Source organism: Pseudomonas sp. MWU13-3659, from assembly GCF_023757525.1.
Classification (GTDB): Bacteria; Pseudomonadota; Gammaproteobacteria; order Pseudomonadales; family Pseudomonadaceae; genus Aquipseudomonas; species Aquipseudomonas entomophila_E.
The window spans coordinates 30,686-44,896 of the sequence record NZ_JAMSHW010000034.1; the positions used below are offsets into that span (position 1 = coordinate 30,686).

Genomic DNA, 14,211 nt, shown 5'->3' on the forward strand with positions numbered 1-14,211 from the left:
CCTGGATCGAGATGGTTATGATGGCGCAACGCTCGCTTTACCCAGACCGGCCCCCGCATGCCCAAATACACACAATCGTCACGCGAGATCACCCTTCAGGTGGTCTCGATCGTCCTATTTACCTTCATCGGCTACTTGAACATCGGCATTCCGCTCGCGGTGCTGCCCGGCTATGTGCACAACGACTTGGGCTTCAGTGCCGTGATCGCAGGGTTGGTGATCAGCGTGCAGTACCTGGCCACTCTGCTCAGCCGCCCCACCGCCAGCCGCATCATCGACAACCTCGGCAGCAAGAAGGCGGTCATGTACGGCTTGTTTGGCTGCGGCCTGAGCGGTGTTTTCATGCTGGCCTGCAGCTTCCTGACCCACCTGCCCTGGCTGAGCCTGACCTGCCTGCTCATCGGCCGCCTGGTGCTGGGCAGCGCCGAAAGCCTGGTGGGTTCGGGCTCCATCAACTGGGGCATTGGCCGGGTCGGCTCGGAGCACACCGCCAAGGTGATTTCCTGGAACGGTATCGCCAGTTATGGCGCATTGGCCTTCGGCGCACCTCTGGGGGTGCTGATGGTCAAGCACCTTGGGCTGTGGAGCATGGGCGCGAGCATCATCCTGCTGGGCGTGGGCGGCTTGCTGCTGGCCTGGCCCAAGCGTGCCGCACCGGTGGTTGCCGGCGTGCGCCTGCCATTCCTGCGGGTGCTGGGCAAGGTGTTCCCCCATGGTTCGGGGCTGGCCCTGGGCTCGATCGGCTTCGGCACCATCGCCACCTTCATCACGCTGTACTACGCCAGCCGTGACTGGCCCAACGCCGCGCTGACCCTGAGCCTGTTCGGTGCCAGTTTCATCTGTGCTCGCTTGCTGTTCGGCAACCTGATCAATCGCATCGGCGGTTTTCGCGTGGCGATTGCCTGCCTGTCCGTCGAGACACTGGGGTTGCTGATGCTGTGGCTCGCGCCTAGCGCCGAAATGGCCCTGGCCGGCGCGGCGTTGAGCGGGTTCGGTTTCTCGCTGGTGTTCCCGGCACTGGGCGTGGAGGCCGTTAACCAGGTATCAGCGGCCAACCGCGGCGCGGCGGTGGGCGCCTATTCGCTGTTCATCGACCTGTCGCTGGGAATCACCGGGCCGGTGGTGGGCGCGGTGGCGGCAGGGTTCGGATTCGCCTCGATGTTTCTGTTCGCAGCGGCGGCAGCGGGATGCGGGTTGATGCTGAGCTGTTATCTGTACCGACAAGCTCGACTGCAACGGGAACGCTAACAGCCAGGGGCGCCTGGCGCCCCTTTCGCGGCACAAGGCCGCTCCTACAGGGGAACGCAATCTCCTGTAGGAGCGGCCTTGTGCCGCGAAAGGGCTGCAAAGCAGCCCCCTGGGGTCAGCGCTGCGTGTACTGCAGCACCACCTCCAGCGGATGGCGCAACTGCTTCTCGGTCATGCGCTTGACCTGGCTGCGGCACGAATACCCGGTGGCCAATGCCTCGCCCTGCTTGTCCAGCTTGGTCGCCCAGGACTGCTCGAAGATGGTCCTCGAGGTATCCTGGTTACGTGCTTCGTGCCCATAAGTACCAGACATGCCGCAGCAACCGGTGGCCTCGGTGACCAACTTCAAGCCAAGGCGGGCGAACACCTGTTCCCACTGCTTCGTGCTGGCCGGCACATTGGTCTTCTCGGTGCAGTGAGCCATCAGGCGGAAACTGTCGGCCTGGGCCGGCGCCTGCTCAGGCAGCACGTTCATCAACCACTCCTGTGGCAGCAGCACAGCCGGGCACTCCACGCCATCGACCTTCTGGTACTCCTGGCGGTAGACCAGGGTCATCGCCGGGTCCAGCCCCACCAGCGGCACGCCGCAGTCGGCAAGCGCCTTGAGCTGGGTAGCGTTGCGAACCGCCGCCTTGGCGAAGGCGCCGAGGAAACCCTGCACGTGCAGCGGCTTGCCGTTGGCGCTGTAGGGCGCCAGGAACACCTTGTGCCCCAGGCGATGGGCCAGTTCGATGAACGAGGCCAGCAACGGCGTCTCGAAGTAGCGGGTGAAAGCATCCTGCACCAGCACGATGCTGCGCTCGCGCTGGGCCGGAGTCAGCTCGCGCAAGGCCGGCACGCTGGCCACCTGAACGCGGCAACGGGTCAGGGTGGACTGGAAGTTGAAGCGGCTGATCAGTGGGCTGTCGACCATGCCGACCTTGTCCGCCAGCAACCTGCTCACCCACTTCGAACCCATCACCGCGTTGTACAGGCCTGGCGCATGGGCCAGGTACGGGATGGTGAATTCCAGCGAGCCGATCAGGTAGTCGCGCAGCGGACGCTGGTAGCGGCCGTGGTACAGCTCGAGGAAGCGCGAGCGGAAGTCCGGCACATTGACCTTGATCGGGCACTGCCCCGCACAGGACTTGCACGCCAGGCAGCCCGCCATGGCGTCGTATACCTCGTGGGAGAAGTCCGCCTGCCCCTGCTGGCGCGCACGGCTGTTGCGCAGGCGCGCCGGCAGCCCCTTGAGCCAGGACGCCTTGCGCTGGGCGGCGGCGAGCACGTCGATGTTCGCCTCGCCCTGCAGGCGCAGCCATTCGCGGATCAGCGAGGCGCGGCCCTTGGGTGAATGCTGGCGCTCGCGGGTGGCCTTCCACGACGGGCACATGGCATCGTTGGGGTCGTAGTTGTAGCAGGCGCCGTTGCCGTTGCAGTGCACGGCACTGCCGAAGCTTTGCCAGACGCGCTCGTCGATGGTGCGGTCCAGGTCGCCGCGCAGGGGCGCGCCATCCACCGGTGTCAGGCCTTCGGCGCTGTCCGGCGGGGTGCAGATCTTGCCAGGGTTGAGCTGGTTGTGCGGGTCGAACGCGCCTTTCAAACGCTGCAATGCCGGGTACAGCTCGCCGAAGTAAGCCGGCACATACTCGGAGCGCAGGCCCTTGCCGTGCTCGCCCCAGAGCAGGCCACCGTAGCGCTGGGTCAGCGCCGCCACGGCATCGGAGATCGGCTTGACCAGCGCGGCCTGGGCCGGGTCCTTCATGTCCAGCGCCGGGCGCACATGCAGCACGCCCGCGTCGACGTGGCCGAACATGCCGTACGCCAGGCCATAACCGTCGAGCAGGGCACGGAAGTCGGCGATGTAGTCGGCCAGTTGCTCCGGTGGCACGGCGGTGTCCTCGACGAACGGCTGCGGGCGCACCTCACCCTCGACGTTGCCAAGCAAGCCCACCGAACGCTTGCGCATGGTGTAGACCTTGGTCACCGCTTCAGCACCCTCCGCCAAAGTGTGCCCCAGGCGCTCGACACTGGTGTCACGCTGCAAATGCTCGACGAACGCTTCGACCCGCCCATTGACCTCGGCCGGGTCGTCGCCGCAGAACTCCACCAGGTTGATACCCAGGGTCGGGCGCTCGGCATCGGCCGGGAAATACTCGGCGACGCTGTGCCAGACGATGTCCTTCATCGCCAGCATCAGCACCTTGGAGTCGACGGTCTCAATCGACAGCGGCTTGTGCGCCATCAACGCATTGGCATCGCGCAGGGCGTCCATGAAACTGCTGTAGCGCACGTTGACCAGCACCGCGTACTTCGGGATCGGCAGCACATTGAGCTTGGCCTCGACCACGTAGCCCAGCGAGCCTTCGGCACCACACAGCACACTGTTGAGGTTGAAGCGGCCCTGCTCGTCGCGCAGGTGCGCCAGGTCGTAGCCGGTCAGGCAGCGGTTGAGCTTGGGGAAGGTGCTTTCGATCAACTCCGCCTGGGTTTCCTGGATTTCCCGGGCCATGCGGTACACCTCGCCGACCCGGCCAGGCCCGGCGCAAGCCTGCTCCAGCGCCGCATCGTCGATCGGCAGGCTGTGCAGGCGCTCGCCGCCGAGCAGCACGCTGTGCAACTCGAGCACGTGGTCGCGGGTCTTGCCGTAGGTGCAGCTGCCCTGGCCGCTGGCATCGGTGTTGATCATGCCGCCGACAGTAGCGCGGTTGGAGGTGGACAGCTCTGGGGCGAAGAACAGACCGTGGGGCTTGAGCGCGGCATTGAGCTGGTCCTTGACCACGCCCGCCTGCACCCGCACCCAACGTTCCTCGACATTGATCTCGAGGATGGTGTTCATGTGCCTCGACAGGTCGACGACGATGCCGTCGGTCAGCGACTGGCCGTTGGTGCCGGTACCGCCGCCACGCGGGGTCAGCTTGATGTCGCGAAAACGTGGCTCGGCCATCAACGTGGCGACCCGCGCCACGTCGTCGGCATCCTGCGGGAACACCGCCGCCTGGGGCAGGCGCTGGTAGATGGAGTTGTCGGTGGCCAGCACGGTACGGGTGCCGTAGTCGGCGCTGATCTGGCCACGGAAGCCGCTGTTCTTCAGGGCTTCGAGGAATTCGGGGTAGTGGACGGCAGGCGCACGGGGCGGCAGCTGGGCGATCATCGAAGGATGCCTCTTTAATATTGGCTGATTCACGGAAATATTGTCACTCCGGCATGAATGACTCATGGGAGGATTTCGAATGTGCCAATGTTCCTGTAGTTTCGCGCCAGGGGCAAACGGATATTCCTGCCGCTATCGATGAGCTTTATGAATGAATTACCGCCACCTCACCCCCTCGATGTCGCTGCTGCTGGCCTTCGAGGCCGCCGCCCGGCATGAAAGCTACACCCGCGCGGCCGCCGAGCTGTCGCTGACCCAGAGCGCGGTGAGCCGCCAGGTGCAGGCATTGGAACAACAACTGGGGCTCACACTGTTCCGCCGCGAGGGGCGCCAGGTGCAACTGACCGATGTTGGCCGCCTGTACCAGCGCGAACTGAGTGAGGCGCTGGGGCGAATCCGCAGTGCCACCCTGCAGGCCCTGGCCTATCAGTCCGGCGTCGGTACCTTGCGCCTTGCGACCCTGCCGACCTTTGGTTCGAAATGGCTGCTGCCACGGCTGCATGCCTTCTACAGCGCGCATCCGGGCATGCTGGTGCACATTCATTCGCGCATTGAAGCAATCAACTTCGACACCAGCGAGATCGACGCCGCCATCGGCGTGGCCACCCACGACCTGCCTGGGCTGATCTGCCACCGTCTGCACGCCGAGGAACTGGTGGTGATCCTGCCGCCGGACAGTGCGCGCGACGGACAATGCTGGAGCCCGGCGCGCATCAGTGAAGAGGTGCTACTGAATGTCGCGAACAACCCGCACGCCTGGGGCGAATGGTTCTCCCACCACGCCCTGCCCCACCGCTCGATGCGCCTGGGGCCGAGCTTCGAGCTGACCTCGCACCTGATTCAGGCGGTGCGTGCGGGGATCGGCATCGGGCTGGTGCCACGAATCCTGGTGGAGGAAGAACTGGCCAGTGGTGAGCTGTTCAGCCCGGGGACACCGTTTGCCAGCCAGCGCAGCTACTACCTGATCTATCCGCCGAGAAACGAGGCGCTGCCCTCGTTGCGGGCGTTTCGCGGCTGGTTGCTCCAGCAGATCTGACCATTCGCCAGCAAGCTGGCTCCTACAGGTACACATAACACCCGTAGGAGCCAGCTTGCTGGCGAAAAGGCCGGCGCAGACAACAAAAAACCCGACACCAGTCACCCGGCATCGGGTTTTCTCGAAGCGCCTCAGCGCTTACTTGGCCACGCTACCGGCAGCACCGTTGGCCTGCGCCCCACGCTTGCTCTTGAGCACGTAGAACACATACATCACCACCAGCCATACCGGCATCGCGTACACCGACACCTGGATACCAGGAATCATCAGCATGATGCCCAGGATCAGCACCACGAACGCCAGCACCAGGTAGTTGCCGTACGGGTACCACAGCGCCTTGAACAGCGGCTTCTGGCCAGTGCGATCAAGATGCTGGCGGAACTTCAGGTGCGAGTAGCTGATCATCGCCCAGTTGATCACCAGGGTCGCCACCACCAGCGACATCAGCAGCTCCAGGGCATTCTGCGGCATCAGGTAGTTGAGCAGCACTGCAATCAGCGTCACCGCCGCCGACACCAGGATCGAACGCACCGGCACGCCGCGGCGGTCGACCTTCGCCAGTGCCGCCGGGGCATCACCCTGCTCGGCCATGCCCAGCAGCATGCGGGCGTTGCAGTAGGTGCCGCTGTTGTACACCGACAGCGCCGCGGTCAGGACCACGAAGTTCAACAGGTGCGCGGCCACGTCGCTCCCCAGCAACGAGAACACCTGGACGAACGGGCTGCTGCCATAGCTGCCGCCGGAAGCGTCGATGCTGGCCACCAGGCTGTCCCACGGGGTCAGCGACAGCAGCACCACCAGGGCACCCACATAGAAGATCAGGATGCGGTAGATGACCTGGTTGATCGCCTTGGGGATCACGGTCTTCGGCTTGTCGGCCTCGGCGGCGGTGAAGCCGAGCATTTCCAGGCCACCGAAGGAGAACATGATGAACGCCAGGGCCATCACCAGCCCGCTGACACCGTGCGGGAAGAAGCCACCATGGGCCCACAGGTTGGTCACCGACGCTTCAGGGCCACCACTGCCGCTGGTCAGCAGGTAGGCGCCCAGGCCGATCATGCCGACGATGGCGGCGACCTTGATGATCGCGAACCAGAACTCGGCCTCGCCGAAGATCTTCACGTTCATCAGGTTGATGGCGTTGATCAGCAGGAAGAACGCCGCCGCGGTCACCCAAGTCGGGATCTCCGGCCACCAGTAGTGGATGTACTTGCCGACCGCCGACAGCTCCGACATGCCCACCAGGATGTACAGCACCCAGCAGTTCCAGCCCGACAGGAAGCCGGCGAAACCGCCCCAGTACTTGTGCGCGAAGTGGCTGAAGGAGCCGGCCACCGGCTCCTCGACGATCATCTCGCCGAGCTGGCGCATGATCATGAAGGCAATGAAGCCGCAGATGGCGTAGCCGAGAATCATCGACGGGCCAGCGGACTTCATCACGCCGGCCGAGCCCAGGAACAACCCGGTGCCGATGGCGCCGCCCAGGGCGATCAGTTGGATATGGCGGTTCTTCAAGCCACGCTTGAGTTCGCCGGACTGTGAGTTATGTCCACTCATGAACGAAGTCACCTGCTTGTTTTTATCTGTGACGGAATCGGACCCACCGCACTCGTGGCGCAGCGGAATGGGCAAGGTGGTTACCTTGGGTCTTGGACAGGTCGCTCGCGAAAGCGCGGGTCAACCGGGTGTCAGCAAGAGTGCGCGGTACGCAAGGGAGTCACAGGTAAAACGCGGCGCATTGTATACCCCTGCAAACGCGCAGGCGTCAACGCGTTGCGTCGTTTCCTGATGAAAAAACGCACCGGTCCTGGGGTGAAGGCCTGAAAAGGCGGAGTGATCGGCGTACATGGCGCCTCCGTTTTGTTGTTTTGATGCCTGGCGGTCCTGCCTGGCTTTGCACACGGCAATGGCGCTATCTCAGCGGTTGGGCGGGGGATTTGGAAGGGGGCGAACGGGGTGCCGGAGGCTCTGCGACGCGGATCGTGGAAAATTTTTGTTACGCAGAGCGGAAAAAATCGGGCAGACAGGGTTATACGGGGATTTTTGTATAAATTTCTTTACAAGGCGGTTTGAAAACTTTCCACTCTCCGGGAAATTTTCAGTGCATTCAGGAACTTGGGCCGCTTTGCGGCCATTCGCCGGCAAGCCGGCTCCTACAGGGGAAGCGTTTTCAATGGGCACAAAAAAGCCAGCCCGAAGGCTGGCTCTTTCGTTAACAGGCTAAATCAGCCGCGTGGCTTGCCACGACCACGGCCGGCAGGCTTGTCGCCCTCGGGGCGGGCCGGGCGCTTGCGCATCTCGCTTGGGCGCTCGGCCACCGTGCTGCCACGGCTGCCCTTGCGCGGCGCTTCTTCACGCGCGGGACGTGCCGGGCGCTCGCCCTGGCCTTCCTGGGCGGGACGCAGGGTGCGCACACGCTCACCACGCCCCAGCGGACGGGTCGACTTGCGCTGCAGGCGCTCAAGCTTGTCCTTGGCCTTGAGTTTCATCTCCGGCAGCGCCACCGGCTGCAGGCCGACTTCGGCGGCCAGGATGTCGATCTCGCCCTGGCTCATTTCGCGCCAGCGGCCCATCGGCAGGTCGGAGTTGAGGAACACCGGGCCGAAACGCACGCGCTTCAGGCGGCTGACCACCACGCCTTGCGACTCCCACAGGCGACGCACTTCGCGGTTGCGGCCTTCCATCACCACGCAGTGGTACCAGTGGTTGAAACCTTCACCACCCGGCGCCTTCTGGATGTCGGTGAACTTGGCCGGGCCGTCTTCAAGCATCACACCAGCCTTGAGGCGATCGACCATGTCGTCGTCAACCTCGCCACGTACACGCACGGCGTACTCGCGGTCCATTTCGTAGGACGGGTGCATCAGGCGGTTGGCCAGCTCACCGTCGGTGGTGAACAGCAGCAGGCCGGTGGTGTTGATGTCCAGGCGGCCGATATTGATCCAGCGGCCCTCTTTCGGGCGCGGCAGGCGGTCGAACACGGTCGGGCGGCCTTCCGGGTCGTCACGGGTGCAGATCTCGCCATCGGGCTTGTTGTACATGATCACGCGGCGGGTCGCCTCGGCGGCCTCGACACGCTTGATCAGCTTGCCGTCGACGGTGATGGCGTCGTGCAGGTCGACGCGCAGGCCCAGGGTGGCCTCGACGCCGTTGACCTTGATACGGCCCTGGCTGATCCAGGCCTCGACATCACGGCGCGAGCCGACGCCGATGCGGGCCAGCACTTTCTGCAGTTTTTCGCCGGACGGCGGGGTGGGTTGTTGGTCTTGCAGGTCTTTGTCACTCATCTGGGCACCTCCCGGTGTAGTAGTGAAAGCGGGCGCGCATCATACGCGGTTCGGCGGGGGAACGCACTGGAGGGTAGAAGGTTTTTCCGCATGCCCCATGGATTTCCGCCCGATGGCATTCCCCGCAGGAGCCGGCTTGCCGGCGAAAGCGTCAGCCCCGGCAATACGTGGCTCAATCCTTGATCTCGCCCTCAGACTCATCCGCCTCTTCCGACATCTCATCGCGCAAATCATCGAAATCGGTCTTGAGCCCCTCTTCCATCGCATCCAGCTCCACCAGCAGCGAACGGAAACTGGTCTCTTCCTTCGGCTGCGCCTCTTCCCCCTCCTCACCCAGGCTGGCATCGGCCAAGGCCTGCAGATGCGCCGGCACCGGCGCTTCGTCCGGGTCGATCATCGGCTCGGGCTCCAGCTCGCGCAACTCGGCCAACGCCGGCAACTCGTCGAGGCTCTTGAGGTTGAAGTGGTCCAGAAACGCCTTGGTAGTGGCGAACATCGCCGGGCGCCCCGGCACCTCGCGGTAGCCGACAATGCGGATCCACTCACGCTCCATCAAGGTCTTGATGATGTTGCTGTTCACCGCCACGCCCCGCACGTCCTCGATCTCGCCACGGGTGATGGGCTGGCGGTAGGCGATCAGGGCCATGGTTTCGAGCAGCGCGCGGGAATAGCGCTGCGGGCGCTCCTCCCACAGGCGGCCGACCCAGGGGGCGTAGTCTTCGCGAATCTGCAGGCGATAGCCGCTGGCCACTTCCTTGAGCTCGAAGGCGCGGCCATTGCACGATTTGCCCAGCACCTCCAGGGCTTTCTTGAAGACAGCCGGCGCCGGGCGCTCCGCCTCTTCGAACAGCTCGTAAAGGCGCTCGAGAGATTGCGGTTTGCCCGAGGCGAGCAGGAAGGCCTCGATCAGCGACGCCAGTTCGCGGGGTTCATTCAGGTTCATCGGTAGTCGTCAGGTCACTCTGCCCGGGCACGGACGTGGATCGGGGCGAAAGGCTCATTCTGCACCAGTTCGATCAAGGATTCCTTCACCAGCTCGAGAATCGCCATGAAGGTGACCACCACGCCGAGCTTGCCCTCCTCACGGGTGAACAGCTCGACGAACGGCACGAAGGCGCCGCCCTTGAGGCGCTCCAGCACTTCACTCATGCGCTCGCGGGTGGACAGGGTCTCGCGGGTGATCTGGTGGCTTTCGAACAGGTCGTTGCGGCGCATGACCTCGGCCATGGACAGCAGGATCTCCTCCAGTGCGACCTCGGGCAGCAGTTTGCGCGCCTTGGCCTGGGGGGCCTCCAGGCGCGGCACCAGCACCTCGCGGCCGACCCGTGGCAATTCGTCGATACCCTCGGCGGCAGCCTTGAAGCGCTCGTACTCCTGCAGGCGGCGGATCAGCTCGGCGCGCGGGTCGCCCTCCTCCTCTTCCACCTCGCTGGAACGTGGCAGCAGCATGCGCGACTTGATCTCGGCGAGCATGGCGGCCATCACCAGGTACTCGGCGGCCAGTTCCAGGCGCACGCTTTTCATCAGCTCGACATAGCTCATGTATTGGCGGGTGATTTCCGCCACCGGGATGTCGAGGATGTCGACGTTCTGCTTGCGGATCAGGTACAGCAGCAGGTCCAGCGGGCCCTCGAAGGCTTCGAGGAAAACTTCCAGGGCGTCCGGCGGGATATACAGGTCGACCGGCATCTCGGTCAGGGCTTCGCCGTAGACCAGGGCCAGTTGCAGCTGGAACGGCGCTTCAGCCTCGATGGCCGGCGCCTCGGGCGCTTCCACCTGGCTCACGCGTTGGCCAGGAACGGCGTGGGGTCGCCGCAACCTTCGCGGATCAACGCAGGTTCGTCGCCGGACAGGTCGATGACAGTGGATGCCTTGAGGTCACCGAAGCCGCCATCGATGATCAGGTCGACGTGATGCTCCAGGCGCTGACGGATCTCGTAGGGGTCGGTCATCGGCTCTTCGTCGCCTGGCAGGATCAGGCTCACGCTCATCAAAGGCTCACCGAGCTCTTCGAGCAAGGCCAGGACGATCGGGTTGGACGGTACGCGCAAACCGATGGTGCGGCGTTTCTCATGCATCAACAGGCGCGGCACCTCGCGGGTGGCGTTGAGGATGAACGTGTAGGGGCCTGGAATGTGCGCCTTGAGCAGACGGAAGGTCGCAGTGTCGATCTTGGCGAAGGTGCCCATCTGCGAGAGGTCGCAGCACAGCAGGGTGAAATTGTGGTTCTTGTCCAGCTGACGCAGGCGGCGGACGCGCTCGATGGCGTTCTTGTCGCCGATCTGGCAGCCCATCGCATAGGCCGAATCGGTCGGGTAGACCACGACCCCACCTTTGCGGATGATCTCGACAGCCTGCTTGATCAGGCGCGCCTGCGGGTTTTCCGCATGAATCTGGAAAAATTGGCTCACGAAGTCGTCCTGTTCATACCGCCATAGGCTGTTCATGTCGGAATCGGCGCCACAGGGGTGGCAGGTCCTCGGGCAAGGGCCGGTAGGCACCGATCTCGCCCCAGGTGCCAGGGCCGTGGAAATCGCTGCCGGCACTCGCCAGCAGGCCGAACTCACGGGTGAGGATGGACATCGTCCCCACCTGTTCGGGCGGCATCATCCCATTGACCACTTCCAGTGCCTGCCCGCCTGCCTGAATATAGTCGGCAATCAGCCGTCTGCGCTTGCTGCGTGTCAGTTCGTAATGCATGGGATGGGCCAGGCTCACCCAGGCATTGGACTGGCGCAGCGTGGCGACAGTTTCCTCCAGCGTCGGCCAGTGCAGCTTGACGTCGCCCAGCTTGCCGGCCCCCAGCCACTTGCGGAAGGCCTCGCCACGGTCCTTGACGAAGCCGGCACGCACCATGAATTCGGCGAAATGCGGACGCGCCGGAGCGTTGCCGCTGTCGCCCAGTTCCTGCTGCACGGCTCGGGCGCCGTCGAGCGCGCCGGGCATGCCCTTGGCCGCCAGCTTGCGATCGATCTCCTCGGCGCGCAGCCAGCGGCCACGGTGCAGGTTGTCGATGGCTTCGAGCAAGGGTGGCGCATCCAACGGGAAATCATAGCCCAGCACATGAATGGTCGCGCCGCCCCAGGTGCACGACAACTCGACGCCGCTGACCCACTGCATGCCTTGTTCGGCGCACGCCTGGCGCGCCTCGGGCAGGCCTTCGAGGGTGTCGTGGTCGGTGAGCGAGAGTGTCCGCACCCCGTGCTCGTGGGCCCGGGCGACCAGTGCCGTGGGCGACAGGGCGCCGTCGGAGGCCGTGCTGTGACAGTGCAGATCAACATTCATGGAGGAGCGCTTTCGCAGGAATCGATGTTTGTTATTATGCCGTCACATCCCGCTTCTGGCTGCCACTGTGAAACAATTCATCGATTTCATCCCGCTGCTGCTGTTCTTCATCGTCTACAAACTGGACCCGCGCCCGGTCGAATTCGCCGGCCACGGCTTCGAGTTCGGCGGGATCTACAGCGCCACCGCCATGCTGATCGCCAGCTCCGTGGTGGTCTACGGCGCGCTGTTCCTGCGCCATGGCAAGCTGGAAAAGGGCCAGTTGCTCACCTTGGTAGCCTGCCTGGTGTTCGGCGGCCTCACGCTGGCCTTCCACAGCGAAACCTTCCTCAAGTGGAAGGCGCCGGTGGTCAACTGGCTGTTCGCCCTGGCCTTCACCGGCAGCCACTTCATCGGCGACCGGGTGCTGATCAAACGCATCATGGGTCACGCCCTGACACTTCCCGAAACAGTCTGGAACCGCCTGAACGTGGCGTGGATCGGCTTCTTCCTGGTGTGCGGCGCCGCCAACCTGTTCGTCGCCTTCACCTTCCAGGACTTCTGGGTCGACTTCAAGGTGTTCGGCAGCCTGGGCATGACCGTGGTCTTCCTGGTGGCGCAGGGTGTCTACCTGTCGCGCCACCTGCACGATGCCGACCCCTCCACCTCCAAAACCAAGGACTGACATGCTCTACGCCATCATCGCCAGCGACGTCGAAAACTCCCTGGAAAAACGCCTGGCCGCCCGCCCCGCCCACATCGAGCGCCTGCAACAGCTCAAGGCCGAAGGCCGTGTCGTCCTGGCCGGGCCACACCCGGCCATCGACAGCAACGACCCGGGCGCGGCGGGCTTCAGCGGCAGCCTGATCGTCGCCGAGTTCGACTCGCTGGCCGCCGCCCAGGCCTGGGCCGACCAGGACCCTTACATCGCCGCGGGCGTCTACGACAAGGTCGTGGTCAAGCCGTTCAAGCAAGTCCTGCCTTAAGCGCCAGCGCCGTAGGAGCCGGCCTTGCCGGCGAACACCGGCGTAGCCGGTGCCAGCCACCGCAGTGCCTGGTTCGCCAGCAAGGCTGGCTCCTACGGTTTACGCAGTACGCCCGATTCAAAATTTCCGACCTACGGCCGACAACCTCCTGAACCGATACGAATCAGGAGTTCCAATGCGTCAAGGTCCGATGTCCCTGCTGCTTTGCCTGTCACTGCTGTCCCCTCTCGCCGTGGCCGAGCAGCCGCTGTCGCTGGAAGCCGGGGCGCGGATCACCGAGCTGCAGCAGCGCCTGGAAGAAAGCGAGCAACAACGCAATGCGTTGAACCAGCAGCTGCAGAACCAGGACAGCACGCGTGAAAGCGCCCAACTGACCCGCCTGCGCCAGGACAACCAGCGCCTGAAACAGGCCGTCAAGGAGTTGCAGGCCGGCGCCAACCTGCCACAGCGCCTGCTCACCGACCAGCAGCAATGGTTCCTGATTGGTTCGGTCGTTGCACTGTTGTCGGCAGTCTGCGGTATCTTAGCCAGCGGCGGACACAGAAGACGCCGTCAATGGTTGAATTGAGTGAAACATGAGCGAGCTGTTACTGATTGATGATGACCAGGAACTGTGCGAGCTGCTCGGCAGCTGGCTGACCCAGGAAGGGTTTGCGGTACGTGCCTGCCACGATGGCCAGAGCGCGCGCCAGGCCCTGGCCACCCAAGCCCCGGCGGCGGTGGTGCTGGATGTCATGCTGCCGGATGGCAGCGGCCTGGAACTGCTCAAGCAGCTGCGCAGCGAACATACCGACTTGCCGGTGCTGATGCTTTCGGCTCGCGGCGAGCCGCTGGACCGCATCCTGGGCCTGGAGCTGGGCGCCGACGACTACCTGGCCAAACCCTGCGACCCCCGCGAACTCACCGCACGCCTGCGCGCGGTACTGCGCCGCAGCCACCCCAGCGCCCCCAGCAGCCAGGTCGAGGTCGGTGACCTGGCCTTCAGCCCGGTGCGCGGCGTGGTCAGCATCGACGGCCGCGAGATGACCCTCACGCTCTCCGAGAGCCGCATCCTCGAAGCCCTGCTGCGCCAGCCCGGCGAACCGCTGGACAAGCAGGAACTGGCGCAGATCGGTCTGGGCCGCAAGCTGACCCTCTACGACCGCAGCCTGGACATGCACGTCAGCAACCTGCGCAAGAAGATCGGCCCGCACCCCGACGGCCGCCCACGCATCGTCGCCCTGCGCAGCCGCGGCTACTACTACAGCCTCTGATCAC

13 protein-coding genes are annotated in these 14,211 nt (G+C 64.4%); 6 read left to right on the top strand and 7 right to left on the bottom strand.

The genetic code is table 11. The features are described from left to right. Positions 1 to 57 precede the first annotated feature (57 nt). The gene (locus NGM28_RS25205; protein WP_252092016.1) at positions 58 to 1,248 is read left to right on the top strand and encodes an MFS transporter; all 1,191 of its coding nucleotides are present in this window, start codon (positions 58 to 60) and stop codon (positions 1,246 to 1,248) included. A gap of 115 nt (positions 1,249 to 1,363) precedes the next feature. On the opposite strand, the gene ydiJ is transcribed toward NGM28_RS25205, so the two are convergent. Then, positions 1,364 to 4,381: a D-2-hydroxyglutarate dehydrogenase YdiJ gene (gene ydiJ / locus NGM28_RS25210; RefSeq protein ID WP_240064345.1), complete on the bottom strand. Its 3,018-nt coding sequence runs from the start codon at positions 4,379 to 4,381 to the stop codon at positions 1,364 to 1,366. A 151-nt stretch (positions 4,382 to 4,532) separates the two neighbouring features. On the opposite strand from ydiJ, the gene NGM28_RS25215 reads away from it, so the two are divergent. Beyond that, positions 4,533 to 5,417 (top strand): LysR substrate-binding domain-containing protein, encoded by an 885-nt coding sequence (locus NGM28_RS25215; protein ID WP_240064346.1) that lies wholly within the window; start codon positions 4,533 to 4,535, stop codon positions 5,415 to 5,417. A gap of 138 nt (positions 5,418 to 5,555) precedes the next feature. Here the strand turns inward: NGM28_RS25215 and NGM28_RS25220 are convergent, their stop codons facing one another. The 6 genes from NGM28_RS25220 to NGM28_RS25245 form a co-directional block, all read right to left on the bottom strand. Further along, positions 5,556 to 6,974 carry an amino acid permease gene (locus NGM28_RS25220; protein WP_240064347.1) on the bottom strand — a complete coding sequence of 473 codons (1,419 nt, stop codon included), beginning with the start codon at positions 6,972 to 6,974 and terminating at the stop codon, positions 5,556 to 5,558. A gap of 668 nt (positions 6,975 to 7,642) precedes the next feature. After that, positions 7,643 to 8,704 (bottom strand): 23S rRNA pseudouridine(2605) synthase RluB, encoded by a 1,062-nt coding sequence (rluB, locus tag NGM28_RS25225; RefSeq protein ID WP_240064348.1) that lies wholly within the window; start codon positions 8,702 to 8,704, stop codon positions 7,643 to 7,645. Between the two features lie 172 nt (positions 8,705 to 8,876). Next, positions 8,877 to 9,647 carry an SMC-Scp complex subunit ScpB gene (gene scpB, locus NGM28_RS25230; RefSeq protein ID WP_252092018.1) on the bottom strand — a complete coding sequence of 257 codons (771 nt, stop codon included), beginning with the start codon at positions 9,645 to 9,647 and terminating at the stop codon, positions 8,877 to 8,879. 14 nt (positions 9,648 to 9,661) lie between these two features. Then, complete coding sequence (locus NGM28_RS25235) at positions 9,662 to 10,480, bottom strand: segregation and condensation protein A (protein WP_502943907.1); 819 nt, start codon at positions 10,478 to 10,480, stop codon at positions 9,662 to 9,664. Positions 10,481 to 10,485: 5 nt separating this feature from the next. Continuing rightward, positions 10,486 to 11,115 carry an L-threonylcarbamoyladenylate synthase gene (locus tag NGM28_RS25240; protein ID WP_044488858.1) on the bottom strand — a complete coding sequence of 210 codons (630 nt, stop codon included), beginning with the start codon at positions 11,113 to 11,115 and terminating at the stop codon, positions 10,486 to 10,488. A 13-nt stretch (positions 11,116 to 11,128) separates the two neighbouring features. After that, positions 11,129 to 11,989 (bottom strand): PHP domain-containing protein, encoded by an 861-nt coding sequence (locus NGM28_RS25245; RefSeq protein WP_240064351.1) that lies wholly within the window; start codon positions 11,987 to 11,989, stop codon positions 11,129 to 11,131. A gap of 67 nt (positions 11,990 to 12,056) precedes the next feature. Here NGM28_RS25245 and NGM28_RS25250 point away from each other — a divergent pair, with 67 nt between their 5' ends. The 4 genes from NGM28_RS25250 (at position 12,057) to NGM28_RS25265 (ending at position 14,207) form a co-directional block, all read left to right on the top strand. Then, complete coding sequence (locus NGM28_RS25250) at positions 12,057 to 12,653, top strand: septation protein A (protein ID WP_252092020.1); 597 nt, start codon at positions 12,057 to 12,059, stop codon at positions 12,651 to 12,653. Between the two features lies 1 nt (position 12,654). Next, positions 12,655 to 12,954 carry a YciI family protein gene (locus NGM28_RS25255; RefSeq protein WP_011534988.1) on the top strand — a complete coding sequence of 100 codons (300 nt, stop codon included), beginning with the start codon at positions 12,655 to 12,657 and terminating at the stop codon, positions 12,952 to 12,954. 175 nt (positions 12,955 to 13,129) lie between these two features. Continuing rightward, on the top strand, positions 13,130 to 13,522 hold the full coding sequence (locus tag NGM28_RS25260; protein ID WP_240064353.1) for an SH3 domain-containing protein: 393 nt from the start codon (positions 13,130 to 13,132) through the stop codon (positions 13,520 to 13,522). A gap of 7 nt (positions 13,523 to 13,529) precedes the next feature. Continuing rightward, positions 13,530 to 14,207, top strand: a complete 678-nt coding sequence (locus tag NGM28_RS25265) for a response regulator transcription factor (RefSeq protein ID WP_011534990.1) — start codon at positions 13,530 to 13,532, stop codon at positions 14,205 to 14,207. Positions 14,208 to 14,211 lie beyond the last annotated feature (4 nt).